Source organism: Roseovarius sp. JB2-10 (assembly GCF_055693585.1).
In genome coordinates this window covers 2,528,071-2,554,826 of record NZ_CM146337.1, presented here as the reverse complement: position 1 = coordinate 2,554,826, position 26,756 = coordinate 2,528,071, and the positions used below count along the sequence as shown (strand labels likewise).

The following is a 26,756-nucleotide window of genomic DNA, read 5'->3' as shown; positions in this document are numbered from 1 at the left end:
GCATCAGTCGATGAACTGATCCGCCCGGTGCCCTGCCCGTTCGTGATGGATCGGCAGGGTCCGACCGTAAAGCTGTTGGGTGCGTTCCGGAGCGCCTACCATATCGGGCTCTTCCACATAGGAAAAAATTGCCACGAAGCGCGGGCGTTTTCCCTTGAGCGGTGCCACCCGGTGCAGCGAATAGCGACCGCGAAAGAGCTGCAGGTCGCCGGGTTCAAGTTCCAGCACCGTGACCTTGTCAGAAGTGCCGTTAAGAACACGTGCCACTTCCTCAAAGTTCTCGTTCCCCTCGCGGATGCCCGGCGCGTATTCAAATTCGCCGCCCGCTTCCGCGTTCTGAATGGCAAGGGTGACGGTGAAGTTGTTCGTATCGAAATGCCAGGGAAAGCCGTTGCCTTCTTCGGCCATGTTGACGATCACATCTGCCAACGGATCAGCATAGCGGTAAAAGCGGTCTTCCTGCAGGCAATCGCGGATGAACTCGTCAAACCCGGTGAAGTCATGCACCCGGCGCAACGGACCATCCTTGGCGAAATTATCGGCGGGGATGAAAGCGTTGGAGCGGTCAAAGAATTGCCGGCGCGGATCATCAGCGGGCAGCGTCGGATCATCCTGCGTGAAATAGGCGTTGGTCCGGTTGAAGGATTTATGCCCTTTATCGGCCACCCCCTGCGCCTCTTCCGTCAACGCATCCACACCGGTCTGGGTCAAAAACCCTTTGATGACCGCACATCCGTCACGCGCCAAGTCGGCCCTGACATCAGTGAGCAGCCTGTCGCGCACAGGCCCATCCCGGTGAATGGGATAGCTGGCAAGATCGATCAGGTCGGATGCATCGGACGTCATGGGGACACCTCTTCGTAGCGGTGTCCATGAAACCGCCCCGACATCAGGGCCGTCTGCGCCAATTTCGACATCTGAAATGTCGCAAATCGGAAACCCTAAGGGTCAGGCCGAAAGCCGGCTGATGATCACTGACACTTCGGGCTTCTTGCCAATTTCACCCTGCGCGCTTTGGCGCACGATCTTGCGCAATCCGTCTTCCAGCTTGTCATCGTCGATCAGCGTCTTCGATCCGGCGCGGCCAAGATACTGGCTCAGGTCTTCTTCCAGCACATCGACCAGCGGTGCGCGGCTGGCACCAGTATCCGGTAAGCCTTTGATTTCACACCAGGGTTCACCCAACGGCTCATCGTCTTCATCCAGAATGACATTGACCATCACATGCCCGTTCAGCGCCATGCGAATCCGGTCGCGGATCACCCCATCCAGCGCGCCCACCTTGACCGATCCGTCCAGATAGGTCCGGCCCGTCTCGATATATTCGGCCACGGTGGGGGTGTTCTGGCTCAGGTCCATCATCATGCCGTTGACGGCCAAGACCCCGTAAAGGCGGTTCGACTTTGCCAGTTTCACATGTTCACGCAGATGCCGGTGTTCGCCATGCATCGGGATCACCATCTGCGGCTTGATCAGCTTGTGCATGGCGTCCAGATCGGGGCGGTTGGCATGGCCCGACACGTGGTAAAGCCCACTGGTGTCATCCACCACATCAACGCCCATCTCACTGAATTGGTTGATTATTCTGATCACGCCGCGCTCATTGCCCGGGATGGTTTTGGAGGAGAAGAGGAACGTGTCCCCCTCGGCCAGTGTGATCCCCATATATTTGCCCTGCGCCAGCTGTGCACTCGCGGCCCGGCGCTCGCCCTGGCTGCCTGTCACGATCAGCATCAGGCTGTCGCGCGGGATTTCCTTGGCATCTTCCGGGCTGACCGTGCGCGGAAACCCTTTGAGCACGCCGCTTTCAACGCTGGCCTCGATCATCCGGCGCATCGCGCGGCCCATCAGGCAGACGGATCGCCCGGCCCGCTCCCCGGCCTCAGCCAGGGTTTTCACGCGCGCCACGTTGCTGGCAAAGGTGGTGCAGACGAACATGCCCTTGGCCCCGGCCACCAGCTTTTCGATCTCGGGCCCGACGCTCGATTCCGACCGGCCCTCTGCGGCGCTGAACACATTGGTGGAATCGCATACCAACGCCTTGACGCCCGGTTTGGCAATGTCCTCCCAGACACTGGCATCAAACGGTTCCCCCACCACCGGGTCGGTGTCCATTTTGAAATCACCGGTATGGACAAGCCGCCCATCCGGCGTGTCGATGACCAGCCCGGAGCTTTCGGGAATGGAATGAGAAATCGGCACGAAGCCCACGTTGAACGGCCCCGCCTCAACGGTTTCGGGCCAAGGCGAGACGGTGCGCACCGCCTTTTCCGGGTGGCCATGTTCGTCCATCTTGCGCCGCGCGATATTGGCTGTGAAAGCACGCGCATAGATCGGCGCGCCGAGCGCTTCGTAGTAATGCGCCACCGCACCCACATGGTCTTCATGCGCGTGGGTGATGAACACGGCCTCCAACTGGTTACGACGCGCACTCAGCCAGGTGATATCCGGCAAGATCAGATCCACCCCCGGGCTGCCATCCATGTCGGGAAACGTGACACCCAGATCGACCAGAATCAGGCGTTCCTGATCGGGTTTGCCATAACCATAGACATAGGCGTTCATCCCGATCTCGCCCGCCCCGCCGAGGGGCAGGTAAATCAGTCTTTCACTGCTCATGGGGCCTTAGCCCTCCTTATTATATTCATGAATCACGGTCAGGCCGTGCATCGTCAGATCATCTTCTATCACGTCAAAAAGCTCTTCCGTCTCGGCAAAGAGCGGCGCAAGGCCGCCCGTGCCGATGATCGTCATGTCGCGCTCACGCTCGGCTTTGATCCGGGCGCAGCATTCCTTGACCAGCCCGATATAGCCCCAGAACACGCCTGATTGCATGCAAGCTACCGTGTTGGTTCCAATCACTTTTTGTGGCTTGGAGATGTCCACATGCGGCAAGGCGGCGGCGGCCATATGGAGCGCTTCGAGGCTCAGGTTCACCCCCGGTGAGATCACCCCGCCGATGTAATTCCCATCTTTTGAAACAACGTCGAACGTCGTCGCCGTGCCGAAATCCACCACGATCAAATCGCCCCCGTGACGGTCAAAGGCCCCGGCCGCATTGACCAGCCTGTCGGGCCCCACGATTGTGCCTTCGTCCACCCGTGGTTCTGCTGGCAGGCGGCATTCCGGCTTGCCCACCACCATCGGGCGACAGCCAAAGAACCGATCCGCAAAGACGCGCAGGTTGAAGACCACGCGCGGCACGGTGGAGGAGATGATCACATCGGTGATATCAACATCGATCCCGTAATGTTTGACCAGCGTCGAATACCAGGTGAAATACGCGTCCGCCGTGCGGGCGTGATGGGTTGACGTGCGCAGCGTGCACAAAAATTTCTCGCCATCCCAGATGGCAAAGACAGTGTTCGTGTTGCCGCAATCAATTGCCAGAAGCATCGCGCCCTCGCCCTTTAGAAAAACACGTCCGCGGCCGGAATGGCCACGCGGGATTTGGCCGTAGATAGTACAAGATTGCCCGCCGCGTCCACCGTTTCAAAGGTGCCGGTCACTTCGTCACGCGACGTTCTTGCGGTCACGACCTCGCCCAACCGTGCCGCCCGGTCGAGCCATGCGGTGCGAATGGGATCGAACCCGTAGGTGGTAAACTGCGCCTCATATCGGGCATAGGCTGGGGCCAGCAGATCAAGGAAATCTTCCGGTGTAATGTCCACGCCTGTTTCCGACATGAGGGAGACGGGGCGCATGGCGCCCTCTTCCACCTCGGTAGAACCGGGGGCGGATTTGAGGTTCACGCCGATGCCAATGGCAAAATGCGTGAGCTGCCCGCCAACACCCGCGCTTTCCAACAGGATCCCGGCCAGTTTGCCGCCGTTCAGCAGCACATCGTTGGGCCACTTGAGCGTAAATGGTTCTGTCCGCCCCGTCGCTGCGACCAGCGCATCGTTCAAGGCCAGTGCCGCCACGAAGGAGCGCAGGGCCACCTTGTCTGGTGTCTCGCCCGGATGCATCACCAGCGTGGCCGCGAAATTGCCAACCGGATTGACCCAGGCCCGCCCGCGACGGCCCCGGGCGGCGGTCTGTTCCAGCGCCAATATCCATTCCGGGCCGGTCAGATCAGGGGCAATGCGGGCAGCCTCGGCATTGGTGCTGTCCACGCGGTCCAGAACCCGGCGGCCGTACCCTGCGGGCCAATCATCCGTCACGGCGGGCGCAGCGCTTAGTTAACAAGGGTGGCCGCCGCGGCGGCCGCAATGGATTCGACGCCGAACATGTTAATAATCCCAACCAGCATGACCACCGCGGACACCATCAAAAGGCTCCACAGGACAGGTGAGCGTGCCGTCTCCAGTTCTTCCTGCTCCTCACCGAAATACATGAAGAAGACGATCCGCAGGTAGTAGAACGCCCCGATCACCGAGGCGATCACGCCCGCCACCGCCAGCCATGCCAGACCGCCATCATAGGCTGCGCGCAGCACGTAGAACTTGCCGAAGAACCCAAGGAGCGGCGGCACACCAGCGAGGCTAAAGAGCAGCACCAGCATCGCCATGGCGCGCGCCGGATGGGCCTTGGAATACATGTTCAGGCTGGCAATATCCGTGACCGGCTGGCCATCCCGTTCCATGCTGAGGATGAAGGCAAAGGTACCGACATTCATTGTAACGTAGATCGCCATGTAGATCAGCATCGCCTGCACGCCAAAGGCGGTTCCTGCGGCAAGACCCATCAGGGCAAAGCCCATATGCGCGATCGAGGAATAGGCCATCAGGCGTTTGATATCGGTCTGGCCAATGGCAGCGACAGCGCCAAGGAACATTGACAGCACACTCAGGAGTGCCACGACCTGTTGCCAGTCCCCCACGACACCTCCATAGGCGTCATGCACCACGCGGGCAAAAAGACCCATGGCCGCCATCTTGGGCGCTGTCGCGAAGAAGGCGGTGATCGGGGTTGGCGCGCCCTGATAGACGTCAGGTGTCCACATGTGGAACGGCACGGCGCTGATTTTGAAGGCCAGACCTGAGATCACGAAGACAAGGCCAAAGAGCAGGCCCAAAGGCGCCTGCCCCTGTGCCGCCTCGATGATGCCGGAAAAGAGCGTGGTGCCCGCATAGCCATAAGTCAGCGAAGCCCCATAGAGCAGCAAGCCGGAGCTCAATGCGCCCAGAACGAAGTACTTGAGGCCCGCTTCGGTGGATTTCGCACTGTCGCGGCGCAGCGACGCCACGACATAAAGCGCCAGCGATTGCAGTTCGAGTCCCATGTAGAGCGCCATCAGGTCACCGGCGCTGACCATCACCATCATACCCACGACCGCCAACGCGATCAGCAGCGGATATTCGAACCGCAGGATATTGCGACGCGCCATATATTCCTGGCCCATGACCAGAACAGCGGCGGCGCTGAGCAGGATCGTGACCTTGGCAAACCGCGCGAACCCGTCATCGACAAACATGCCGTCAAACGCCACGCGGGTGGTATTGCCCGTGGCCCCGATAAAGAGCGCCATCGCGACAAAAAGGGCGGCCGTTAGCCAGACCAGCATGCCTGCCATCTTGTCCTTGCCGGTGTAGACCGTGAACAGAAGTGCCGCCAGCGCATAGACCGACAAGACGATCTCCGGCACGATGATATTCAGATCAGCCTGAATCATTTTCAGGGCTCCCGTTACTGCGCGACCGCTGCGGACTGGCGAGCGGCGTGGCCGTCTGCCAGAGCAGTGTCGTAGTTTGTAATCAACGCCTCAACCGAGGGGCCGATGATATCCGTGACAAGCGCCGGGTAGACGCCCAAGAGCAGGGTCATCACCACCAGCGGGGCAAAGATCGCCCGTTCGCGGGTTCCCATGTCGGAGATCGATTTCAGGCTCTCTTTGATCAGATCGCCCATGACCACACGGCGATAGAGCCATAGTGCATAGGCGGCGCTGAGGATCACACCGGACGTGGCCACCAGGGCCACCCAGGTATTGACCTGGAAGATACCGACCAGCGTCAGGAATTCACCGATGAACCCCGATGTGCCCGGCAGGCCGACATTGGCCATGGTAAAGAGCATGAAGATCAGCGCATAGGCGGGCATCCGGTTGACCAGACCGCCATAGGCATCAATGTCGCGCGTGTGCATCCGGTCATAGATCACGCCCACGCACAGGAAGAGCGCGCCGGAGATAAAGCCGTGGCTGATCATCTGAAAGATGGCGCCATCAATCCCCTGCTGGTTCGCCGCGAAGATGCCCATGGTCACATATCCCATGTGCGCGACGGACGAATAGGCAATCAGCTTTTTCATGTCTTCCTGTGCCAGCGCCACAAGCGAGGTGTAGACAATCGCAATGGCCGACATCCACAGGACCAGCGGTGTCATCACCTCGGACCCGATGGGAAACATCGGCAGGCTGAACCGCAGGAAGCCATAGCCGCCCATCTTGAGCAGGATCGCCGCCAGCACGACCGAGCCCGCCGTGGGCGCCTGCACGTGGGCATCGGGCAGCCATGTGTGTACCGGCCACATCGGCATCTTGACCGCGAAGCTGGCGAAGAAGGCGATGAACATCAGCGTCTGTGCGCCGCCCACGATGTAGACGCCCAAGATACTGAAGCTGTCAGACGAGAACTGGTGGTTCATCAGGGTCGGGATGTCCGTAGTCCCCGCATCGGCGAACATCGCCACCATCGCAACCAGCATCAGGACCGAGCCGAGGAAGGTGTAGAGGAAGAACTTGAAGCTGGCGTAGATGCGTTCCTTGCCGCCCCAGATGCCGATGATCAGGAACATCGGGATAAGACCCGCCTCGAAGAAGAGGTAAAACAGCACCAGATCGAGCGCCATGAAGACGCCCAACATCAGTGTTTCCAAGACCAGAAACGCAATCATGTACTCTTTGACCCGCGTGGTCACGTTCCACGAGGCGGCAATCGTCAGCGGCATCATGAAGGTGGTCAGCAGCACGAAAAGCACGCTGATCCCGTCCACGCCCATTTTGTATTTCAGGCCCAGAAGCCAATCGCGCTCTTCCACGAACTGGAAGTCGGTATTGTTTGGATCAAAGCCAAAAAGGATAAAGAGCGACACAATGAAAGTCAGCGACGTGGCAATCAGTGCCACCCATTTGGCATTGCGCTGCGCGGCCTCATCCTCGCCCCTGAGGAACACGCCAAGGATCAGCGCGGCAATCGTCGGGATGAAGGTTGTGATGGAGAGAAGGTTATCCATTACTCGGCCCCCCGGTGAAGCTCATCCAGGTGACAAGCACCGCGATGCCGATGACCATGGCAAAGGCATAGGTGAAGATGTAGCCCGATTGCGCGCGGCCCGCGAGGCGCGTGAAGAACGGGATAATCCCCATCGCGATCCCGTTGATCGATCCATCGATCACATTGCCGTCACCCCGTTTCCAGAAGAACGACCCCAATGCCTTGGCGGGCCGCACGAAGAGGAAATCGTAGATCTCATCAAAGTACCATTTGTTAAGCAGGAAGTTGTAAAGTGGGCGCTGGTTTTCGGCCAGTTTCTTGGGCAGCGCCGGGTTCACGATGTAGAACCAATAGGCGGTCAGGAAGCCGAGCACCATGGCAATGAACGGGCTGATCTTGACCCATTTCGGCACGTAATGCGCGTCATGCAGCACGTGGTTGTCCTTGGCGGTATAGATCGCGCCCTGGCCCGGTTTGCCGTCAAAGACGTAATGAGCTTTCTTCTCGCTCTTCTCTTTGCCGTCGGTCTTGGCCTCGCCATGATCCTCCTTAGCGTGATCGTCACTGTGGCTGTCATCATGCCCCTTCTCATGCGCCTCTTGCGCGTAGGGCACACCAAAGAACGACGCGACCTCGTTCGTTTTGCCAAAGAAGGACGAATACCAGATTGCACCGGCAAAGATCGCGCCGAGGCTGAGGACGCCAAGCGGCACCAACATCACCATCGGGCTTTCATGGGCATGCTCGTGCGTGTGCTTATCGCCGCGCGCCTCGCCATAGAACGTCAGGAACATCAGCCGCCAGCTGTAGAAACTGGTGAAAAGCGCCGCGATGACCAGCATCCAGAAGGCGTAGCCGCTCGGCGCAAAGGCATAGGCACTTTCAATCACCGCATCCTTGGAGGCAAAGCCCGCAAAACCGATCCAGCCGGTCAGCGGAATGCCCACGCCGGTGATGGCGAGTGTGCCGATCATCATCGCCCAGAAGGTGTAGGGCAGCTTCTTCCTCAGGCCACCGTAATTGCGCATGTCCTGTTCGTGGTGCATCCCGTGGATGACCGAACCCGCGCCCAAAAAGAGCATCGCCTTGAAAAACGCGTGGGTGAAGAGGTGGAACATCGCAACCGAATAGACACCCACACCCGCAGCCACGAACATGTAGCCAAGCTGTGAACAGGTCGAATAGGCGATGACGCGTTTGATGTCGTTTTGCACGAGGCCGACCGTGGCCGCGAAGAAGGCGGTTGTGGCCCCCAGATACATGACGAAGAGCTTCGCTTCGGGCGCGAATTCCATCAGCGGCGACATGCGGCAGACGAGGAAGACACCCGCCGTTACCATTGTTGCGGCATGGATCAGCGCCGACACCGGTGTGGGGCCTTCCATCGCGTCCGGCAGCCAAGTGTGCAGAATGAGCTGCGCCGATTTGCCCATGGCGCCCACGAACAACAGGAACGCAATCAGGTTGGCGGCGTTCCAGTCCGTCCAGAGGAAGGTCAGCTGTGTCTCGGCCAGCTCGGGTGCTGCGGCAAAGATGTCATCAAACTTGATGCTGTCCGTCAGGAAATAGAGCGCCATGATCCCAAGCGCGAAGCCAAAGTCACCCACGCGGTTAACCACAAACGCCTTGATCGCGGCGGCATTAGCACTTGGCTTGCGATAGTAGAACCCGATCAAGAGGTAGGAGGCGAGGCCCACCCCTTCCCAGCCAAAGAACATCTGCGCCAGATTGTCGGCCGTGACCAGCATCAGCATGGCAAAGGTGAAGAGGCTCAGATAGGCAAAGAACCGGGGGCGGTAGCTTTCGGTTTCTTCGTTGAACTGGCTGTCATGGGCCATGTAGCCCATGGAATAAAGGTGGACGAGGGCCGAGACGGTCGTGACCACGATCAGCATGGTTGCGGTCAGGCGGTCCACGCGGATGGCCCAGGCGGTGTCGAGCGTGCCGGATTGGATCCAGTCCAGAACGTGGATGTATTCGGTCGTACCGTCATGGCCCAGGAAAACGATCCAGCTGAGCAAGGCGCAGAGGAACAAGAGACCCGTGGTCACCCATTGCGCGCCCTTGTCGCCGATGATCCGCCAGCCAAAGCCCGCGATGATGGCGCCAATCAGGGGCGCAAAGAGGATGATTTTTTCCATTATATCAGCCCTTCATCACGTTGACGTCTTCGACCGCAATCGTGCCGCGGTTCCGGAAGAAGCAGACCAGAATGGCCAGACCAATCGCGGCCTCGGCGGCGGCCACGGTCAGCACGAAGAGGGTAAAGACCTGCCCCACCAGATCGCCCGCGTAGGACGAGAAGGCAACGAGGTTGATATTGACCGAAAGGAGCATCAACTCGATCGACATCAGCAGGATGATGACGTTCTTCCGGTTGAGGAAGAGGCCGAAAATGCCGATGACGAACAAGGCTGCCGCCACCGTCAAATAATGTTCCAAACCAATCATGTCGTCCCTCAGTGTACGATCATCACGGGCGAATAGGCGCCGTGATATAGTGTTGTTATTGTGACCAGGCTGAACATGGCCAATATGCCCCCGAGGACCAGACGCCGCATCACAGCCCCTGCCCCGGTTTCACGTCCTTGAGTTCCATCGCCTTGGCCGGATCGCGGTACATCTGGGCCAGCACGTTCTGGCGCTTGACGTCACTGCGGTGGCGCAGGGTCAGGACAATCGCCCCGATCATCGCAACCAGCAGGATCAGACCGGCCAGTTGGAAGAGCAGGAAGTATTTATCGTAGAGCAAGAGGCCCAGAGCGGCGGTATTTTCCACCCCGTCCGGCGTCGGTGCGGCGCGGGCCGCGTCTGCCCCCGTCGATGTTTCCCAGACGCCGTAGGCCAGGCCAAACTGCATCAAAAGGATCATCCCGATCAGGATGGCCAGCGGCATGTATTTGGCCATTTCGGCCTTCAGTTCCGCAAAATCCACATCAAGCATCATCACCACGAAGAGGAAGAGGACCGCGACGGCGCCCACGTAAACAATGATCAGCAGCATCGCCACGAATTCCGCGCCCAACAGCACGAAAAGACCCGCGGCACTGATGAACGAGAGGATCAGCCAGAGGACCGAATGCACCGGGTTGCGGCTGATGACGGTAAAGAGCCCGCCCACCAGCAGCGAGACCGCAAAGAGATAAAAACAGAAGGCGGCGATGGTCATGTGTCTCTTCCCTCATCCTCATGCTCGTCCAGAACATCACGCGCAATTTCCATCGCGCGGGTCATCGACGGCAGGCCCGCAAACATCGACATCATCCCGATGGTCTCGGCAATCTCATCCTTGGTGGCCCCGGCCTCAAGCGCGTGCCGCACGGTCATCCGGATCTGTGTATCGCTCTGCGCGCCCAGCATTGTCAGGCCCGACAGCGTGATCAGCAACCGCGTCTTGGCGTCCAGCCCGTTTTTGCTCATGCCCTTGCCAAAGGCCATCTCCATGAATTCCTTGGGCATGGTCGGCCACAGGTTCTCGAACCCCTTGGGTGAGAAACTCTCAAGCGACGGGTTCATCGCCTTGGCCATTTCCTGGGCCTGGGCCATCATGGCGGCAAAAGGGTTGCTGGTGTCAGACATCATCAAATTCCTCTTCGCCGAACACTTCTAGGGCGACGTTCAGCGCGTTGATCATCGCCGGAAAGCCGCCATAGAGCGCCATCTGGTTGATCACCTCTGCGACCTCGCGACAAGTTGCGCCGGACCGCAGAGCGTTTCGGATATGGACTTTCAATTGCGGGCCAGTCTGCCCTCCAAGAGCTGCCAAGCCCGCCACCGTTGCAAGATACCGTGTTTTATCGTCCAGCCCGTCCCGCGTGTAGTAGTGTCCAAAGGCCACTTCCATCATCGTGGTCGAAAATCCCGGCAGAACCGCATCATAGCGCTCCGCCAGAGCACTTTCGATCCCCGGATTGGTAGCTTCGGCCATCGCCTTGCCACGGGTATAGGCGTCAGAATTGTTCATCGGTACGGCGCGTCCAGTTCCAGGTTACGGGCAATTTCGGCTTCCCAACGTTCGCCGTTCTCCAGAAGCTTGGCCTTGTCGTAGAAAAGCTCTTCACGGGTCTCGGTGGCGAATTCGAAATTTGGCCCTTCGACGATGGCGTCGACCGGACAGGCCTCCTGACAGAATCCGCAATAGATGCATTTCGTCATGTCGATGTCATAACGCGTGGTGCGGCGGCTGCCGTCATCACGCGGCTCGGCATCGATGGTGATGGCCTGCGCCGGGCAGATCGCCTCGCAGAGTTTGCAGGCAATACAGCGTTCTTCGCCGTTGGGATAGCGGCGCAGCGCATGTTCGCCACGGAACCGTGGGCTCAAAGGCCCCTTTTCATGCGGGTAGTTCAGCGTGGCCTTGGGGGCAAAGAAATACTTCAGCCCCAGTTTGAAACCCTTGATGAAGTCCGTCAGCAGGAAATACCCCGCCGCGCGTCCGTAATCTATGTTCGCCATCGGTTCAGCCTCTCGCCTCTTCCACGTGGATATCTCCAGCGTTTTTGTGCCCTTGCCAGGTTTCTTCATAATCGCTCTGCAACGCGTAGTTGGGCAGATGGGAGTCCTTGGTCTTTTCGACCTCGTAATACAGATATGTGCGCCCCGGTCCGATCTTGTTCTTGAGCCGCAGCCGGGTGCCGGTCAGGGCCGGATCGGGGAACGTGACATGGCCAAACTCGGATGTCGGCTCAATCGGCACGGCACGGCAATCGATCACATTGCAATTGCACGCGCGTTTCCAGTAGGTCCAGACCAATTCGGGGTTAAACTGGTACATGCCATGCCCGTACCAGCCATTGAGACCGTTAGCCGAGATGAACCGCCCCCAGGCTTGAGCATCCGGTACACCGCTTCCAGCGCGTTGGGGATATTGAACACATGTTCGATTGTGCCGCCGTCAAAGATCAGGTCGAATTTCTTTTCCAGCTTCTTGGGCGGCAGCTTGTTGAGATCATGAAGGATCGACGCGCCTTCGTAGTCGGAGAAATCCATAGTCTCAATCGCACCAAAACCCAGCTTGGCCATCAGGGTCTCGGAAAATCCGTCCTCTTGCAGGAAATCGAACCGCGAGGCGTTGATGCCGTGCGCCTCCAGGCACCGGTCATACTCCAGCCGGAACTGCGTCTGAATCCCGAACGATTGACGCCCCAGCATCAGGGTCCGGCCCTTCGGCTGGAACCGGGTTGAAAGCTCAACCAATCGTTCGAAAAGGACGCAGTCGATGCCCAAGAATTATCCTCCCACCGCCCAGCGGGCCCATGCGCCGCCGAGGACTTCGAATTTTGCGAGGAACGACACGATCACCACCCAGCCAAGCGACAGCGGCAGGAATACTTTCCAGCCGATCCGCATGAGCTGATCGTAGCGGTAGCGCGGGGTGATCGCCTTGACCATCGCGAAGATGAAGAAGAAGAACGCCATCTTGGAAATCATCCAGAAGACGCCATCGGGCAGGCCCGGAATGGGGCTGAGCCAGCCGCCAAAGAACAAGAGTGTGGTCAGCGCGCACATCAGGAAGATGGCGATGTATTCACCGGCCATGAACAAGAGGAACGGCGTTGAGGAATATTCCACCTGGTAGCCCGCCACCAGTTCGGATTCCGCTTCGGGAAGATCAAATGGCGGCCGGTTGGTTTCAGCCAGGGCCGAGATGAAAAAGAGGAACACCATCGGGAAATGCGGCAACCAATACCAGCTGAAGAAGCCGTAATCGCCATCCTGCGCCGCGACGATATCACCGAAGTTCATTGATCCGGTGGAGATGATGACGCCAATGATAATGAGGCCAATCGACACCTCGTAAGAGATCATCTGCGCCGCCGACCGGAGCGAGCCCAGGAAGGGGTATTTCGAGTTAGACGCCCAGCCGCCCATGATCACGCCGTAGACCTCCAGCGAGGAGACCGCGAAGACAAACAGGATCGCGACGTTGATATCACTGAGCACCCAGCCTTCGTTCATCGGGATGACCGCCCAGGCCAGAACGGCCAGCACAAAGCTGGTCATCGGGGCCAGCATGAAAACGGCCTTGTCGGCACCCGCCGGTACGACGATTTCCTTGACCACGTATTTCAGCGCATCAGCCACGGTTTGCAATAACCCGAAGGTTCCCACAACGTTGGGTCCGCGGCGCATCTGGACCGCGGCCCAGATCTTGCGATCGCCGTAGACCAGAAACAGCAGCGAAACCATGACGAAACCAATGACGGCAAGGCATTGCGCCACGATCAATACGGCGATCCCGGCGGGGGTTGTTAAGAATTCAGCCATCAGGTCCTCACACCATCGGTATTCCGTTTTCCGCACAATGTGCGGCGACGACTTCGGCGTCGATTGTTTTCAATCCGCGGGGCAGTGCCGGCGAGATCGTATAAACCGCATCGCCGCGCCAGATACCACCCTCTTCGACCACATTCGTGCGCACATGGCGCGCAAATCCGTAGCCGCGGATCAGGGTATATTGCGCGGCGGCGCATTCCGCGTATTGGTCCACGTCTTCGGCGGAGCTTGAACCGGACATCGAGACCAGGAAATTCACCAGATCGCCATCCAGAAGCCGCGTCTCGATGCCTTGATATTCAGGAGCGGCGCGGCTGACCTGATCGTATTTCGGTGCACCGCATCCCAACAACCCCGCCGCATTGGCAAGCAGCATTGATGATATGATTGCCGGTTTGATCACTACTCAGCCGCCATCGGTTTGGAATTGCGTGCCTTGGCGGCGGCACTCAGCTCAGCCATCAACTGGCTGGCCCGGGCAACCGGGTTGGTCAGGTAGAAATCATTGATCGCGCCCCGGAAATCGGCCTTGCCCAGCTTACCCACGGCCAGCGGTTGCCAGCCATTTTCCGGCACGCTGTCGATCTGTGTCAGATGCGGGGCAACTTCCACCATCGCCTGTCGTAGCTGCGCGATGCTGTCATACGGGAGCGGATTGCCCATTTCGCCGCTCAGCGCCCGCAGGATGGCCCAGTTTTCCTTGGCCTCCCCTGGGGCAAATCCAGCGCGTTGCGCCAGTTGCGGGCGGCCTTCGGTATTCACAAAGAGGCCCTGTTCTTCGGTGTAGGCAGCGCCCGGCAGGATCACGTCGGCGCGATGTGCCCCGCGGTCACCATGGCTGCCCTGGTAAATCACAAACGCCCCTTCGGCGATGTCGACCTCATCCGCACCAAGGTTATAGACCAACTCTGCGCCGTTCATGGCTGCGTCGAGCCCGCCATCGGCGGTACACCCGACATCCATCGCACCGACGCGGGACGCGGCCGTGTGCAGGACCATCAACCGTGATTTCGTGTCCTCGGCCAGTTTCATCGCCGCCGCCAGCACCGCTTCACCGTCTGCTTCGCGCAGGGCACCCTGCCCCACGATGACAACGCTCGGCGCGTCAACAACAGCGCCATAGTCTTTGTCCAGAATGCTGTTCAACGCTGCCCGATCTGTGCCGACATGGGCGTAGTCATAGGTCAGATCGACAGGCTCACCCACCAAACCGACATGCGCGCCTTTGCTCCAGGCCTTGCGAATGCGCGCATTCAAGACAGGCGCTTCAACCCGGGGGTTGGTGCCGATCAACTGAATGAATTTGGCCGCATCAATGTCTTCGATCATCGCTGTTCCGGCATAGCCCGAGCGATTACCGGCAGGCAGTTTGGCGCCATCGGTCCGGCATTCCACCGCGCCGCCAACACCTTCCACCAATTGCTTGAGCGCGAAAGCAGCTTCGACCGGCGCCAGATCGCCCACCAGTCCGACCACCTTCTTGCCGTCCATCGCGGCTGCGGCAGCGCCGAGCGCCTCGCCCCAGCTTGCGGGGCGCAGTTTGCCGTTTTCACGAATGTACGGCTTGTCCAGGCGCTGTCGGCGCAGGCCGTCCCAGACAAAGCGGGTCTTGTCGGAAATCCATTCTTCGTTCACGCCGTCATGGTTGCGCGGCAGAATGCGCATCACTTCGCGACCCTTGCAATCCACGCGGATATTGCTGCCAAGCGCATCCATCACATCAATGCTTTCGGTCTTGGTCAGCTCCCAGGGACGCGCGGTAAAGGCATAAGGCTTGCTGACCAGCGCCCCAACGGGGCAAAGATCAATGATGTTGCCCTGCATGTTGCTGTCGAGCGTTTCGCCCAGATAGGCGGTGATCTCGCTGTCTTCACCACGGCCGGTCTGGCCCATCTGGGTGATGCCCGCCACTTCGGTGGTAAAGCGCACACAACGCGTGCAGGAAATGCAGCGCGTCATGTGGGTTTCGACCAGCGGCCCCAGATCCAAATCATCCACCGCGCGCTTAGCCTCGCGGAAGCGGCTGAAATCCACGCCATAGGCCATGGCCTGATCCTGCAGGTCACATTCGCCGCCCTGATCACATATCGGGCAATCGAGCGGATGGTTGATCAGCAGAAATTCCATGACGCCTTCGCGCGCCTTCTTGACCATCGGGCTGTTGGTCTTCACGACCGGCGGCTGACCCTCGGGGCCGGGCCGCAGATCGCGCACCTGCATGGCGCAGGAGGCGGCCGGTTTGGGTGGGCCGCCCACGACCTCGACAAGACACATCCGGCAGTTTCCGGCGATTGACAGACGCTCATGGTAGCAAAAACGCGGCACTTCGATCCCGGCCTGCTCACAGGCCTGGATCAGGGTCATCGCGCCATCTACTTCGATCTCTTCGCCATCAATGATGATCTTGCGTAGTTCCGACATCCATTCTCACCTTGGTTTTAGCAGCACGCCAATCTGGCTCTGCTTATTGATTTCTGCGTGGCCAAAGACGCACAGGCTTTGCGGATCTGTGCTGCTGGCACCGTTTGCCACGAAAAACGCGTCGCGGCGTTTGCGCATATCGGCGCGGTGGGCCTTGTTCTCGATAAAGTTGTTCACTTGGGTCTTGGTGTAACCCAGATCCCGCGCCTCGGCTTTGAGGTTATTGACGAAAGACTGGGCCTTGAAAAACTTCACCTTGATGCTGCCGCAGCCGCGATTGATCTTGTCGACCACGGCCACCAGCAATAGCTGATCGTTGATAGATTTCTCGTTGTGCAGCGGTGAATTATCCGCAGCAGCGATTGAGCCGGTCAACAGCGCAACACTCAGGATAAGGGGGTAATCATACGCATTGGGTGCCTCCTTCGATGCGATAACCGGGCCTTCCCGAAAGAGAAGTCCCGTGACGCACAAACGTGGTGCCACCCGCGCCTGATATGCAATAACAAGCGGGCCAAACCCATGATATTGCGCGATTTAATCCCATACTTCGCAACGCCCTTTTAACGTCAGGCCCTTATTGCCGCGCAGCAACGCTGCCTCATCGTCATCGGGGCCATTTTCCCAATCGATTTCCGAATATCCAAATGTCTCAACGCAGTATTTCACACCCGCATGGCGGCCTGCTTCGCGTGCACCGGCCAGACCCTGATCGACCTTGCGCACATTGACAGTGAACGACTCGCGATCGCCTTTCACCTTCTTGGCCTTGGCCGGATAAAACTTTCCATCAAAAAAGACGCGGTCCGACTTCTGGGAACATGCGCCAAGCGCCGCCACGGCGCCTATCACCAATATCAGGCTCCTCATCCGCACATTCCCCCCATTGACCGATAACAAATCTGCATTCTTCTCACCTCACATCACCCCAAAAATCGCCATAAGCGCCAAAAGGATGCACATCAACCACCCGATGACGTAGACGATCGAACGCGCGCCCGCATCCGGCTTGCCAATTCCCCTGATATGAACCACGGCCAAGACCAAACGGCTGACAAAAAACAGCGATGCAAAGAGATTGACCCAAAACGGGCTCGCGCCGGCCAATATCGCCGCGACAGCACAGCCAACGAAAAAGCCGATGGTCTCGGACAGGTTAAGATAGGCACGGTGCCACCGATAAGCGGCGGTGCTGTAATCCGCCTCCGGCTCGGCGCCGGGCGGCAATTGCAGTGCGGTTTTGCGCATGGCCGACAACGGGCTGAGCACCAACCCGAACAGGGCTGTGCCCGCAATTGCTACAATCGCATGGCCATATGCGACAAACGCTTCCATCAGCCTTGCCCCACGGTCACGTCAGCCGGACATGTCTGCGCCATGTTATTGATCATGCCTTCAACATCCTGCCAATTGCCGTTTTTTCCGCGACTTCGCGCCGCGCCACACGACAGAGCGATCCCGGATCACCCGGACGCGCGCCGCGCGCGGTCAAATAATTGATGGCTTGCTGCCCGCTATTTCGGTTTTTGCCCGCGGCGTTTGCCGCTTTGATTTGCGCGTCGTTATAGCCCTGCGCCTTCCATACCTTGACCTGCGACTGCACCAAGGCAAGCTGGCTTCCCTCTCTCAGTCGTATCCCGGGACATGCATCTGCCAAAAAGCTGGCCACACCTGCATCCCGCGTGAATGCATGTACGCGCGGTGCAAGCGGCGGTAACGTTTGAGGCGCAGCAGCCGTGCCTGCAGATGCCGTTTCGGACCCCGACGTTGTGTTACATGCTGCAAGGCTCAACGCCAGCAAGAGCGCACTGAACAGTTTCGTGATGCTGTTGGTTTTCATTGCCCTACTCCGCCGCGACGGCGCTGACGGCGCCGGTGCGTTTGGCTTTGATCCGGTCTTCGATTTCATCGCGGAAGTTGCGGATCAGGCCCTGGATCGGCCAAGCTGCTGCGTCCCCAAGCGCACAGATCGTATGGCCTTCGACCTGCTTGGTCACGTCCAGCAGCATGTCGATCTCTTCGGGTTCCGCATCGCCCTGCACCAGACGGTCCATCACCCGCATCATCCAGCCCGTGCCCTCGCGGCAGGGTGTGCATTGCCCACAACTTTCGTGCTTGTAGAACTTCGAGAGCCGCCAGATCGCCTTGATGATATCCGTGGATTGATCCATCACGATCACCGCCGCCGTGCCGAGGCCCGAGCGCTGATCGCGCAGGTAATCGAAATCCATGATGGCCTCTTTCATGTGCTCACCGCGAATACAGGGCACAGATGACCCACCGGGGATAACGGCCTTGAGGTTGTCCCACCCGCCGCGAATACCGCCGCAATGCTTGTCGATCAGCTCTTCAAAGGTGATCGACATCGCCTCTTCGACGACGCAGGGGTTGTTCACATGGCCCGAGATGGCAAAAAGTTTGGTGCCCGAATTATTTGGGCGGCCAAAGCCCGCAAACCATTCAGGGCCACGCCGCAGGATCGTGGGCACTACAGCGATGGATTCCACGTTATTCACCGTGGTCGGGCAGCCATATAGACCCGCGCCCGCCGGGAAGGGCGGCTTCATGCGCGGCATGCCCTTCTTACCCTCAAGACTTTCGAGCAATGCGGTTTCTTCACCGCAGATATACGCCCCGGCCCCATGGGCGAGATACAGATCGAAATCATAGCCCGATTTGCACGCGTTCTTACCGATCAGACCGGCCTCGTAGGCCTCGTCAATCGCGGCCTGCAGAGCTTCCTTTTCGCGGATATATTCGCCGCGGATATAGATGTAGCAGGCATGGGCCTGCATCGCGAAAGACGCGATCAGACACCCTTCGACCAGCGTGTGCGGGTCATGGCGCATGATCTCACGGTCCTTGCAGGTCCCGGGCTCGGATTCGTCGGCATTGACCACCAGATAGGCTGGGCGACCATCGCTTTCCTTGGGCATGAACGACCATTTAAGACCGGTCGGGAAACCCGCCCCGCCGCGTCCGCGCAGCCCGCTAGCCTTCATCTGATCGACGATCCAGTCGCGGCCGTTTTGCAGGATTTTGGCCGTGCCGTCCCAATGCCCCCGCGCCTTCGCGCCTTTCAGGGTGCGATCATGCATCCCGTAGAGATTGGTAAAGATACGATCCTGATCACTGAGCATCCGCTGCTACCTCTGATTATCCTGACGCGCGCGCCAGATTTGAAACACCATCCACAGGCCCCAGACGAAGCCTGCAAAAGCCATCAGATCGAAGAGCGCGCGCGTGCGGTTGTCCAGCCCGAGCTGACCTCCCACAAAGGACGCCACCACCCAGAAAACCGCCGTTCCGGCGATCACCAAGGAGGCTCTGCGGCCTTTTTTGCTTTCGTCGTCCTGCGCGCTCATCGCTTTTCATCCGTCAGTACACGTCGCCTTTTTTCACCCGCTTGGAGAACTCGGTCGAGCCGCCCGCCGCAAGTGTTTTGGCTTGTTCGACCCAATTGTCGCGGCTGACGCGACCCTTGAAGCCTTTCAGGTTGGCATCAACCCACGCCACTTCCTGGGGACCCCAGTTGGCGACCTGATCGAAGTGATAGAAGCCCATCGAGTGCAAAAGGCCTTCAAGTTTGGGCCCTACCCCTTTGATCTGCTTGAGATTATCGGGCTTGCCGCCACGTGCCGCACTCAGCGTCTCGGGCTTGGTGCCTTCATCAGCGCCCTCATGCACACCGTCACCGTCATAGTCCGGTGTCGTGTCAGCCGCAGGGGCCGGTTTGGGTTTTGCCTTGGGCTTGGGTTTTGCTTTGGGTTTCGGTTTGGGCGCGGCCTCTGCTTTGGGGGCAGCAGCGGTTGCCGTTGCCGTCGCTGCGGCCTTCTGTGCCACAGGTTTGGCTGGTTCAGCCGGTTTACCCGCACTGCCAGCCTGCTGCAGCGGTGGCAGCTCGCGGCAGAAGATCCAGGACAGCAGCAGGCCCAGGACGACAAAGATCACGCCCCCCAGGAATATGGCGGACATGAAGCGCACGTCCCCCAGAACCAGCATCAAGATTGTCGCGACCGCCCCCATGCCCGCGGCCAGAAGCCAGCAGCCAAGGGTGCATCCGATCCCATTGTTACCTTCACTCATCAAATGTCTCCTCCCTAAGAGCATTACGTATTGCGTTCTCACCCCGTTCCACGGAACGATCCGCCCGGTTTGGCGGGCATTTGTGGGCCTTTTGGCCAGTATGTTGGGGGCGAAACATGTGCATCGTGTCAGCTATCTTTGGAAGGTGCCGATTGGTCCGGCCCTAATAGACATCCCCCTTTTTCACGCGCTTGGAAAACTCGGTTTCCTTGCCTGATGCCAACATTTTTGCCTGTTCGACCCAGTTATCGCGACTGACGCGACCTTTGAAGCCTTCCAGATTCTGATCCACCCAGGCCACCTCATCACCGGACCAGCTTGCAACCTGATCGAAGTGATAAAACCCGAGCGCATTCAACAGTTTTTCCATCTTGGGCCCAACGCCCTTGATCTGCTTGAGATCATCCGCCTTGCCGTCGCGCGCCGCCTTCAAGGCTTCGGGCCGGGTGCCCGCGCCGGTTGCGGCGGGTTTGGTCTCTTTTGGGGCATCTTTGGCAGCAGGCTTGGGTTTCGCCTTGGCCTTTGGGGCGGCCTTTGCGGCAGGTTTCGACGTTACGGGTGCGGGTGCTGCATTTACCTTGACCTTGGGCGCACCCGGCGCGTGGTTGGCACCGTGTTGCTGCCACGGCGTCAAGAGCGGCACCTCGGTGCCGTCGATCCGCTTGACCGTCTCACCAATATCCGTGGCAAGCTGCACGCTGGCATTGTATTTGGTCTGGCCGCTGTCGAAATCCTTCAGTGTGGTCAACCCACTCAACGGTTCTGCGGCATAGCGGCCATTTTGCGGGCCCGGTGTGGGCACCTTGCCCGCCGCCAGCTCGTCAATAATCTCGCCCAGACGGGCCGCTGTCAGGTCTTCGTAATAGTCCTTGCCGATCTGCGCCATGGGCGCATTCGCGCAGGCGCCCAGACACTCCACCTCTTCCCAGCTGAACTTGCCATCCGCGCTGAGGGTGTGGGGTTTGTCGGCAATCTTTTCCTTGCAGACGCTCACAAGATCCTCAGCGCCGCAGATCATACAGGAGGTCGTACCACAAACTTGAATATTCGCAACAGAACCAACGGGTTGCAGTTGAAACATGAAGTAAAAGCTGGCCACTTCGAGCGCGCGGATATAGGCAAGACCCAGCATATCAGCAACATGTTCGATGGCCGGCCGTGTCAACCAGCCCTCCTGCTCCTGTGCGCGCCACAATAGTGGGATGATCGCACTGGCCTGACGCCCTTCGGGGAACTTCGTGATCTGCCCCTCAGCCCATGCCTGATTGGCGGGCGTGAAGGCAAAACTGTCAGGCTGCTCGTGGTAGAGACGACGTAGCATCTAGGCGCAGGCTCCTGTTGTCAGCTTCACGCCGCCGGACTCCAGGTTCATCGCCCGGTCCGCGGCAATCTGGTATTTGGTCACGTCCAGTACCTGCTGGCGCGTCAATCCGGTCTGCAACTCGACCGGCAGATAGTCGGATTCGTGTTTAAGAACACAGCCGATGCTGGCCACGGCCGCCTCGTAATCCGAGATATTTTTCTGAGTGACCCCATCCGGCGGCAGGGCACATCCGGCCAACATCACACCGGCAACGGCCAGGCTCACTTGTGTACGCATCTTCATTCCCAACATTCCCTCAAAAGTCTTCACCATCATCAGGCCCCCTGCCCAATGGCCAACAGCGCCACGACCACCACAACCGAGGCCGCTATCCCCGCCGCCAGGTGTTTGCCAAACGCAAACCCGCCGCGCGCATAGATCCAGGCATCGGCAAAGCCCATGAACGCAAAGCTGGCGAACAGCACTGCAATCACGTTCAGATCACCGTAAAGCGTGGCGCCAACGGTCAACATCGTCAAAGCGATGTAGCGATCTGTCATCACCTCCGGCAGTTTTTCCATCCGGTGCGTTGTATGCGTCAGGCCCGCAATGGGATCACGCAGAAACACCAGCGCCAGCGCGCCTGTGACCAGGATCCCGACGCCCGACAGCGTTATGGCCACGCTTTCCAGCGTCATCAGCGGTCAATCTCCCCGAAAACCACGTCCATGGTGCCGATGATTGCCGCCACATCGGCCAATTGATGCCCGCCGGCCACATGGTCCATCGCCTGCAAATGCAGGAAACCCGGCGCGCGGATTTTGGCGCGGTAGGGTTTGTTGCTGCCATCGGCCACGAGATAGACGCCAAACTCACCCTTGGGGGCTTCGACGGCGGTATAAACCTCGCCCGCAGGCACGTGAAAGCCCTCAGTGTAAAGCTTGAAGTGGTGGATCAGGCTTTCCATGCTGGTTTTCATGTCGCCCCGTGTGGGCGGCGTCAGCTTGCCCCGCGCCAGTACATCGCCCTTGCCATCCTCGGCCCGCAGCTTGGCGATGGCCTGATGGATGATGTGCAGCGATTGACGCATTTCCTCCATGCGGCAGAGGTAGCGATCATAGCAATCGCCGTTCTTGCCGACAGGGATCTGGAATTCGAACTCGTCGTAGCATTCATAGGGCTGCGCGCGGCGCAGATCCCAGGCCATGCCCGAGCCTCGGACCATCACGCCCGAGAAGCCCCAATCCAGTGCTTCCTGTTCGGTGATCACCCCGATATCGGCGTTACGCTGTTTGAAGATACGGTTTTCCGTCAGCAGCCCGTCGATGTCATCGATCACGGCTGGGAATTCATTGGCCCATATCTCGATGTCGTCGATCAGGTCTTCGGGCAGGTCCTGATGCACCCCGCCAGGGCGGAAATAGGCGGCGTGGAGTCGCGCGCCGCAGGCTCGCTCGTAGAACACCATCAGCTTTTCGCGTTCTTCAAAGCCCCAGAGCGGCGGCGTCAATGCGCCCACATCCATCGCCTGGGTTGTCACGTTCAAGAGATGGTTCAAAATGCGACCGATTTCGGAATACAGCACACGGATCAGACTGCCGCGCCGAGGCACAACCGTGCCGGTCAGCTTTTCGATGGCCAGACACCAGGCATGTTCCTGGTTCATCGGCGCCACGTAATCCAACCGGTCAAAGTACGGCAGGTTCTGCAGATACGTCCGGCTTTCCATCAGCTTTTCAGTGCCGCGGTGCAGCAGGCCGATATGCGGATCGCACCGCTCGACAATCTCGCCGTCCAGCTCCAGCACCAAGCGCAACACGCCGTGGGCCGCCGGGTGCTGTGGCCCGAAATTAATGTTGAAATTGCGAATCTGCTGCTCGCCCGTCAGGGCGTCTTCGTAGCCGCGTCCAGTGTTGGAGCCGTCCATCATGCTTCCCTCACCCTTCCAGCGCCGGACCATCCATGGTCCGGAACACTTTGGTGATCAGTTTCCAATTACCATCCACCCGGATGAAGCCCAAATGGTCCTCAAACCGGCGCGGCGGCACATCGACCCAAAGGTGGACGCGCGCAATCTCGTCCCCTGCAACATCGATACTCAAAATCTCGTAGGACGGCTCACCTGGGAACGGATCACGGCCTGTAACACGCTCCAGATAGGCTGCCTTGTCCCAGAACACCGTACCTCCCGATCGGGTCACAGCGGTCATCAGAAAATTATCGTGACACATCTCGACAAACGTACCGGGCGTTGAATGATGAATACCCTTGCAATAGGCCACGGCCTGCGCGTGAACAGCGTCATGATCCGGTTTGACCGCTCCATCCATCATTTCTCTACTCCGTCAGCAGAAATTCCTGTTCCCGATGGGCCGCCGAAACGCCAGTTTACGAGTTTTCGAACCATGAACGCCCAAACCGCGCCAGAAAACATCGCTGCAAAGAAGTAGGCCAATATACCCTCAGTGCTCGGGAACCGTCCCATTTCCAAATGAAACATCCCAAAGTAAACAAGCGCAAAGAAAACCGCCAACGCAAACAACGCACCTGCAATCGACGCCGTATAGGGTTGGCGGAAAAACGAACCTGCAATCAAACCACTTAAGAAAACCGGCGGATACAAAAGCATAACCGCGAAGAGCATGGCAAAGATGGCAAGGAAAGTCGTCAACGCCATCACTTCGCCTCCTCCTGCTTTTCATCACCGGGCAGGATGTATTCGGCGCCTTCCCACGGGCTCATGAAATCAAACTGGCGGTATTCCTGGACAAGGCTGACGGGCTCATAGACCACGCGTTTTTGCACCTCGTCATAGCGCACCTCGGTATAGCCCGTGGTCGGGAAATCCTTGCGCAGCGGGTGCCCGCGGAAACCGTAATCCGTAAGAATGCGGCGCAGGTCGGGATGGCCCGAAAACAGGATGCCGTACATGTCGAAGACTTCGCGTTCAAACCAGTTGGCCGATGGGTGCACCTCGGTGATCGATGGCACCATCTCATCCTCGCGCACCGCTACGCGCAGGCGGATGCGCTGGTTCTGGTACATGCTCAGGAAATGATAGACGACGTCGAACCGCTTGGCCCGCTCGGGGTAATCGACGGCCGTGATGTCCACGAGGCTTGAGAATTTGCAGGTCTGGTCGCTTTTAAGGAATTCCGCAAAACCCGCAATATTGGACAGCGCCACATCGACGTTGAGCTCGTCGTGGGTCACGTCCCACGCCAGAACGCAATCGGTGCGTTTCGCCTCGATATACGTGCCAAGCTCATTCAGCGCGTCAGTCATTGTTCAACTCCTTGCGCGCAAATTCACCGCGCGGTTTGCATAGACGCACGCTCAGCGCACGATCGTCCCGGTGCGGCGGATTTTGCGTTGCAGTGCCATAATGCCATAAACCAGCGCCTCGGCGGTGGGTGGGCAGCCGGGCACGTAGATATCAACCGGCACGATCCGGTCGCAGCCCCGGACAACGGAATAGCTGTAGTGATAGTAGCCGCCGCCATTGGCGCAGCTTCCCATTGAGATCACGTAGCGTGGCTCGGGCATCTGGTCATAGACCTTGCGCAGCGCGGGGGCCATTTTGTTGGTCAGTGTACCTGCCACGATCATCACATCGGACTGGCGCGGGCTGGCGCGCGGGGCAAAGCCGAAGCGCTCCACGTCATACCGCGGCATGGCGGTGTGCATCATCTCAACCGCGCAGCAGGCAAGGCCAAAAGTCATCCAGTGCAAACTACCGGTGCGCGCCCAGTTGATGATGTCTTCGCTGGTGGTCAGCAAAAAGCCCTTATCCTGCAGGTCGCGATTGAGCTCCTGCGTGGCATAGTCGCGATCACCGCCTGCGGTGTTGAGGCCGGTTGCTAATCCCATTCCATCGCTCCCTTGCGCCATTCATAGGCAAAACCAGCCGTCAACACGCCCAAAAACACCATCATCGACCAGAAACCCACCATGCTGATGTCCTTGAACGCCACGGCCCAGGGAAACAGCATCGCTATTTCGAGATCAAAGATGATGAATAGAATGCAAACCAGATAGAACCGGACGTCGAATTTCATCCGCGCATCATCGAAGGCGTTGAACCCGCATTCATAGGCGCTGACTTTTTCCGGATCGGGGTTGCGGACGGCCAAAACAACGGCGGCAAGGATCAAAACAAGTCCGAGACCGATGGCGATGGCTAGAAACACAAGAATGGGAAGGTATTCCCTCAGCATCTCTTCCACGTGGTGGCTCCTTTCATGCGCTTAGATTGCCGCGCATTCAGATGTCTGTCATGGCTACAGCCGGGTTTACCCGCGCCCCTTGGTGGGGTCAACCAAAGCATGTGATTTTCGCCGCGTTGTTAACCGAAAACCTGATCGCCCGCCTGACCATTGCCCAAAGCGCTTGCTTTCAAACCGATTTCGCGGCGTCGCACAGGTTTGTCAGCTTCTGCATTGCCAGTGTACGCCCCAGAAAACCAAGCCCGCAATCCGGCGCGGCAATCAGCCGCTCTGACGGGATATACTGCATCACGTCGATCATGCGCGCGCGGATCTCCTCGACCGGCTCCACACGCGAAGACGCCACGGTTATAAATCCCACAATCAGCTTGGATTTCTGAAACTGCGTAAAGAGGTGCGCGGGGTTGTGTCGATGGGCATCTTCGATCGAAATTTCATCCGCAAGCCCATCCACGGCATCGGCGATTTTTACGTAAGATTCCTGTTCGGCCTTGGGATATCCTTCCTGATCCAGATAGGTGGGATATCCGCAGCACATATGCACCACGCGGTTCACGTCCGTCGGCAACCCATGAAAGCAGCGCTCCAGCGTTTCCATTCCGTATTGCAACGCGGCTTCGGGCTTGCGGGCGAAAATCGGCTCGTCCACCTGAATGTTCTTGCATCCCGCATCGGCCAGCGCGCGGATTTGCCCGTTCAACGCATCCGCCAGATCGCGGGCCAGTTTGGGCGCATCGTTGTAATAAGCATCTGCCGTGGTGTCAGATATGGTCATCGGCCCCGGCACGGTGATTTTGACCGCCCTGCCCGCCGCTTCTTCGGCCATGCGCCAATCGCGCACCAGCGTCGAGGTGTCTGTCGCACGGATGGGCGCACGGATGGTGGGCAGTTCTGAGGAATATGCCCCGTTGCGCTGCACGGTTTCCGTCAGGTTGGTGAAGTCAAACCCTTCGAAATGGCGGCACTGGTAATGAACGTAGTTTTCGCGCCGTTGTTCACCATCGGTGGGCATATCGATGCCGCAGGCAATCTGGTCTGCAATCGCTTCGGCTGTGGCTCTGTCGAGCAACGCTTCATTGTCTTTCTCATCCTCTTCGGTCCACTGGCGCAACACCTTGTCGCCATAGCTTTCGTCGTCGCAGCGCACCTGAAACCAATCAGAAATGGGCACGTAATCCGGCTTGGGGTAGGCCCCGAGACAGGTGGTGGGCAAAGGCATGGCGCGTCTCTCTTTTCTTTCCGGTCCAAACGGGCGCGATGCTAGCCACGCTGGCAGGCCTCAGCAAG

General features: G+C 58.9%; 34 protein-coding genes. All 34 read right to left on the bottom strand.

The genetic code is table 11. From position 1 onward, the window contains the following. Positions 1-3 precede the first annotated feature (3 nt). Positions 4-846: a HalD/BesD family halogenase gene (locus ACZ1HJ_RS12835; RefSeq protein ID WP_472719055.1), complete on the bottom strand. Its 843-nt coding sequence runs from the start codon at positions 844-846 to the stop codon at positions 4-6. Between the two features lie 102 nt (positions 847-948). Next, positions 949-2,619, bottom strand: a complete 1,671-nt coding sequence (locus ACZ1HJ_RS12830) for a ribonuclease J (protein ID WP_472719054.1) — start codon at positions 2,617-2,619, stop codon at positions 949-951. A 6-nt stretch (positions 2,620-2,625) separates the two neighbouring features. Next, positions 2,626-3,396: a type III pantothenate kinase gene (locus ACZ1HJ_RS12825; protein WP_472719053.1), complete on the bottom strand. Its 771-nt coding sequence runs from the start codon at positions 3,394-3,396 to the stop codon at positions 2,626-2,628. A 14-nt stretch (positions 3,397-3,410) separates the two neighbouring features. Continuing rightward, complete coding sequence (locus ACZ1HJ_RS12820; RefSeq protein WP_472719052.1) at positions 3,411-4,163, bottom strand: biotin--[acetyl-CoA-carboxylase] ligase; 753 nt, start codon at positions 4,161-4,163, stop codon at positions 3,411-3,413. Positions 4,164-4,177: 14 nt separating this feature from the next. Further along, on the bottom strand, positions 4,178-5,614 hold the full coding sequence (nuoN, locus tag ACZ1HJ_RS12815) for an NADH-quinone oxidoreductase subunit NuoN (RefSeq protein ID WP_472719051.1): 1,437 nt from the start codon (positions 5,612-5,614) through the stop codon (positions 4,178-4,180). 14 nt (positions 5,615-5,628) lie between these two features. Next, positions 5,629-7,176 (bottom strand): NADH-quinone oxidoreductase subunit M, encoded by a 1,548-nt coding sequence (locus tag ACZ1HJ_RS12810; RefSeq protein ID WP_472719050.1) that lies wholly within the window; start codon positions 7,174-7,176, stop codon positions 5,629-5,631. After that, a complete protein-coding gene (gene nuoL, locus ACZ1HJ_RS12805; protein ID WP_472719049.1) occupies positions 7,169-9,298 on the bottom strand; it encodes an NADH-quinone oxidoreductase subunit L in 2,130 nt (709 codons plus the stop codon). The genes ACZ1HJ_RS12810 and nuoL overlap by 8 nt, the downstream gene beginning before the upstream one ends. 4 nt (positions 9,299-9,302) lie before the next feature. After that, complete coding sequence (gene nuoK, locus ACZ1HJ_RS12800) at positions 9,303-9,608, bottom strand: NADH-quinone oxidoreductase subunit NuoK (protein ID WP_299848573.1); 306 nt, start codon at positions 9,606-9,608, stop codon at positions 9,303-9,305. A 109-nt stretch (positions 9,609-9,717) separates the two neighbouring features. Then, complete coding sequence (locus ACZ1HJ_RS12795; protein WP_472719048.1) at positions 9,718-10,326, bottom strand: NADH-quinone oxidoreductase subunit J; 609 nt, start codon at positions 10,324-10,326, stop codon at positions 9,718-9,720. Further along, a complete protein-coding gene (locus tag ACZ1HJ_RS12790) occupies positions 10,323-10,736 on the bottom strand; it encodes a carboxymuconolactone decarboxylase family protein (protein ID WP_472722207.1) in 414 nt (137 codons plus the stop codon). Before ACZ1HJ_RS12790 ends, ACZ1HJ_RS12795 begins: the two co-directional genes overlap by 4 nt. Next, a complete protein-coding gene (locus tag ACZ1HJ_RS12785; RefSeq protein WP_472719047.1) occupies positions 10,729-11,121 on the bottom strand; it encodes a carboxymuconolactone decarboxylase family protein in 393 nt (130 codons plus the stop codon). Before ACZ1HJ_RS12785 ends, ACZ1HJ_RS12790 begins: the two co-directional genes overlap by 8 nt. Then, positions 11,118-11,612 carry an NADH-quinone oxidoreductase subunit NuoI gene (gene nuoI, locus ACZ1HJ_RS12780; RefSeq protein ID WP_472719046.1) on the bottom strand — a complete coding sequence of 165 codons (495 nt, stop codon included), beginning with the start codon at positions 11,610-11,612 and terminating at the stop codon, positions 11,118-11,120. The genes ACZ1HJ_RS12785 and nuoI overlap by 4 nt, the downstream gene beginning before the upstream one ends. A gap of 4 nt (positions 11,613-11,616) precedes the next feature. Then, positions 11,617-11,871: a hypothetical protein gene (locus tag ACZ1HJ_RS12775; RefSeq protein WP_472719045.1), complete on the bottom strand. Its 255-nt coding sequence runs from the start codon at positions 11,869-11,871 to the stop codon at positions 11,617-11,619. Next, positions 11,868-12,383 (bottom strand): methyltransferase domain-containing protein, encoded by a 516-nt coding sequence (locus tag ACZ1HJ_RS12770; RefSeq protein ID WP_472719044.1) that lies wholly within the window; start codon positions 12,381-12,383, stop codon positions 11,868-11,870. Before ACZ1HJ_RS12770 ends, ACZ1HJ_RS12775 begins: the two co-directional genes overlap by 4 nt. A gap of 3 nt (positions 12,384-12,386) precedes the next feature. Continuing rightward, positions 12,387-13,424, bottom strand: coding sequence for an NADH-quinone oxidoreductase subunit NuoH (nuoH, locus tag ACZ1HJ_RS12765; RefSeq protein WP_472719043.1), 1,038 nt, complete (start codon positions 13,422-13,424; stop codon positions 12,387-12,389). A gap of 7 nt (positions 13,425-13,431) precedes the next feature. Continuing rightward, positions 13,432-13,809, bottom strand: coding sequence for a hypothetical protein (locus tag ACZ1HJ_RS12760; RefSeq protein ID WP_472719042.1), 378 nt, complete (start codon positions 13,807-13,809; stop codon positions 13,432-13,434). Positions 13,810-13,835: 26 nt separating this feature from the next. Then, positions 13,836-15,854, bottom strand: a complete 2,019-nt coding sequence (nuoG, locus tag ACZ1HJ_RS12755; protein ID WP_472719041.1) for an NADH-quinone oxidoreductase subunit NuoG — start codon at positions 15,852-15,854, stop codon at positions 13,836-13,838. A gap of 6 nt (positions 15,855-15,860) precedes the next feature. Beyond that, on the bottom strand, positions 15,861-16,340 hold the full coding sequence (locus ACZ1HJ_RS12750) for a DUF5333 domain-containing protein (RefSeq protein WP_472719040.1): 480 nt from the start codon (positions 16,338-16,340) through the stop codon (positions 15,861-15,863). A gap of 51 nt (positions 16,341-16,391) precedes the next feature. Continuing rightward, positions 16,392-16,724, bottom strand: a complete 333-nt coding sequence (locus ACZ1HJ_RS12745; protein WP_472719039.1) for a hypothetical protein — start codon at positions 16,722-16,724, stop codon at positions 16,392-16,394. 48 nt (positions 16,725-16,772) lie between these two features. Next, entirely contained in the window at positions 16,773-17,189 is a 417-nt protein-coding gene (locus ACZ1HJ_RS12740) for an MAPEG family protein (RefSeq protein ID WP_472719038.1), read from the bottom strand. 52 nt (positions 17,190-17,241) lie between these two features. Continuing rightward, positions 17,242-17,694 carry a DUF5333 family protein gene (locus ACZ1HJ_RS12735; protein ID WP_472719037.1) on the bottom strand — a complete coding sequence of 151 codons (453 nt, stop codon included), beginning with the start codon at positions 17,692-17,694 and terminating at the stop codon, positions 17,242-17,244. Between the two features lie 4 nt (positions 17,695-17,698). Next, entirely contained in the window at positions 17,699-18,994 is a 1,296-nt protein-coding gene (nuoF, locus tag ACZ1HJ_RS12730) for an NADH-quinone oxidoreductase subunit NuoF (protein ID WP_472719036.1), read from the bottom strand. A gap of 6 nt (positions 18,995-19,000) precedes the next feature. Then, positions 19,001-19,219 (bottom strand): DUF5337 domain-containing protein, encoded by a 219-nt coding sequence (locus ACZ1HJ_RS12725; RefSeq protein WP_472719035.1) that lies wholly within the window; start codon positions 19,217-19,219, stop codon positions 19,001-19,003. A 13-nt stretch (positions 19,220-19,232) separates the two neighbouring features. Next, the gene (locus tag ACZ1HJ_RS12720) at positions 19,233-19,940 is read right to left on the bottom strand and encodes a hypothetical protein (RefSeq protein ID WP_472719034.1); all 708 of its coding nucleotides are present in this window, start codon (positions 19,938-19,940) and stop codon (positions 19,233-19,235) included. A gap of 163 nt (positions 19,941-20,103) precedes the next feature. Continuing rightward, positions 20,104-21,261 carry an NADH-quinone oxidoreductase subunit E gene (locus ACZ1HJ_RS12715; RefSeq protein WP_472719033.1) on the bottom strand — a complete coding sequence of 386 codons (1,158 nt, stop codon included), beginning with the start codon at positions 21,259-21,261 and terminating at the stop codon, positions 20,104-20,106. Continuing rightward, positions 21,262-21,546: a hypothetical protein gene (locus ACZ1HJ_RS12710; protein ID WP_472719032.1), complete on the bottom strand. Its 285-nt coding sequence runs from the start codon at positions 21,544-21,546 to the stop codon at positions 21,262-21,264. Between the two features lie 32 nt (positions 21,547-21,578). After that, on the bottom strand, positions 21,579-21,941 hold the full coding sequence (locus ACZ1HJ_RS12705; RefSeq protein ID WP_472719031.1) for a hypothetical protein: 363 nt from the start codon (positions 21,939-21,941) through the stop codon (positions 21,579-21,581). Continuing rightward, positions 21,941-23,173 (bottom strand): NADH-quinone oxidoreductase subunit D, encoded by a 1,233-nt coding sequence (locus tag ACZ1HJ_RS12700; RefSeq protein WP_472722206.1) that lies wholly within the window; start codon positions 23,171-23,173, stop codon positions 21,941-21,943. The genes ACZ1HJ_RS12705 and ACZ1HJ_RS12700 overlap by 1 nt, the downstream gene beginning before the upstream one ends. A gap of 7 nt (positions 23,174-23,180) precedes the next feature. Then, positions 23,181-23,576: a nuclear transport factor 2 family protein gene (locus ACZ1HJ_RS12695; protein WP_472719030.1), complete on the bottom strand. Its 396-nt coding sequence runs from the start codon at positions 23,574-23,576 to the stop codon at positions 23,181-23,183. After that, a complete protein-coding gene (locus ACZ1HJ_RS12690) occupies positions 23,573-23,920 on the bottom strand; it encodes a hypothetical protein (RefSeq protein WP_472719029.1) in 348 nt (115 codons plus the stop codon). Before ACZ1HJ_RS12690 ends, ACZ1HJ_RS12695 begins: the two co-directional genes overlap by 4 nt. Next, positions 23,920-24,528, bottom strand: a complete 609-nt coding sequence (locus ACZ1HJ_RS12685; RefSeq protein ID WP_472719028.1) for an NADH-quinone oxidoreductase subunit C — start codon at positions 24,526-24,528, stop codon at positions 23,920-23,922. Before ACZ1HJ_RS12685 ends, ACZ1HJ_RS12690 begins: the two co-directional genes overlap by 1 nt. Before the next feature lie 51 nt (positions 24,529-24,579). Then, complete coding sequence (locus tag ACZ1HJ_RS12680) at positions 24,580-25,113, bottom strand: NuoB/complex I 20 kDa subunit family protein (RefSeq protein ID WP_472719027.1); 534 nt, start codon at positions 25,111-25,113, stop codon at positions 24,580-24,582. Further along, complete coding sequence (locus tag ACZ1HJ_RS12675; RefSeq protein WP_472719026.1) at positions 25,104-25,469, bottom strand: NADH-quinone oxidoreductase subunit A; 366 nt, start codon at positions 25,467-25,469, stop codon at positions 25,104-25,106. The genes ACZ1HJ_RS12680 and ACZ1HJ_RS12675 overlap by 10 nt, the downstream gene beginning before the upstream one ends. 169 nt (positions 25,470-25,638) lie before the next feature. Beyond that, the gene (locus ACZ1HJ_RS12670; RefSeq protein WP_472719025.1) at positions 25,639-26,688 is read right to left on the bottom strand and encodes a hypothetical protein; all 1,050 of its coding nucleotides are present in this window, start codon (positions 26,686-26,688) and stop codon (positions 25,639-25,641) included. Between the last annotated feature and the right edge of the window lie 68 nt (positions 26,689-26,756).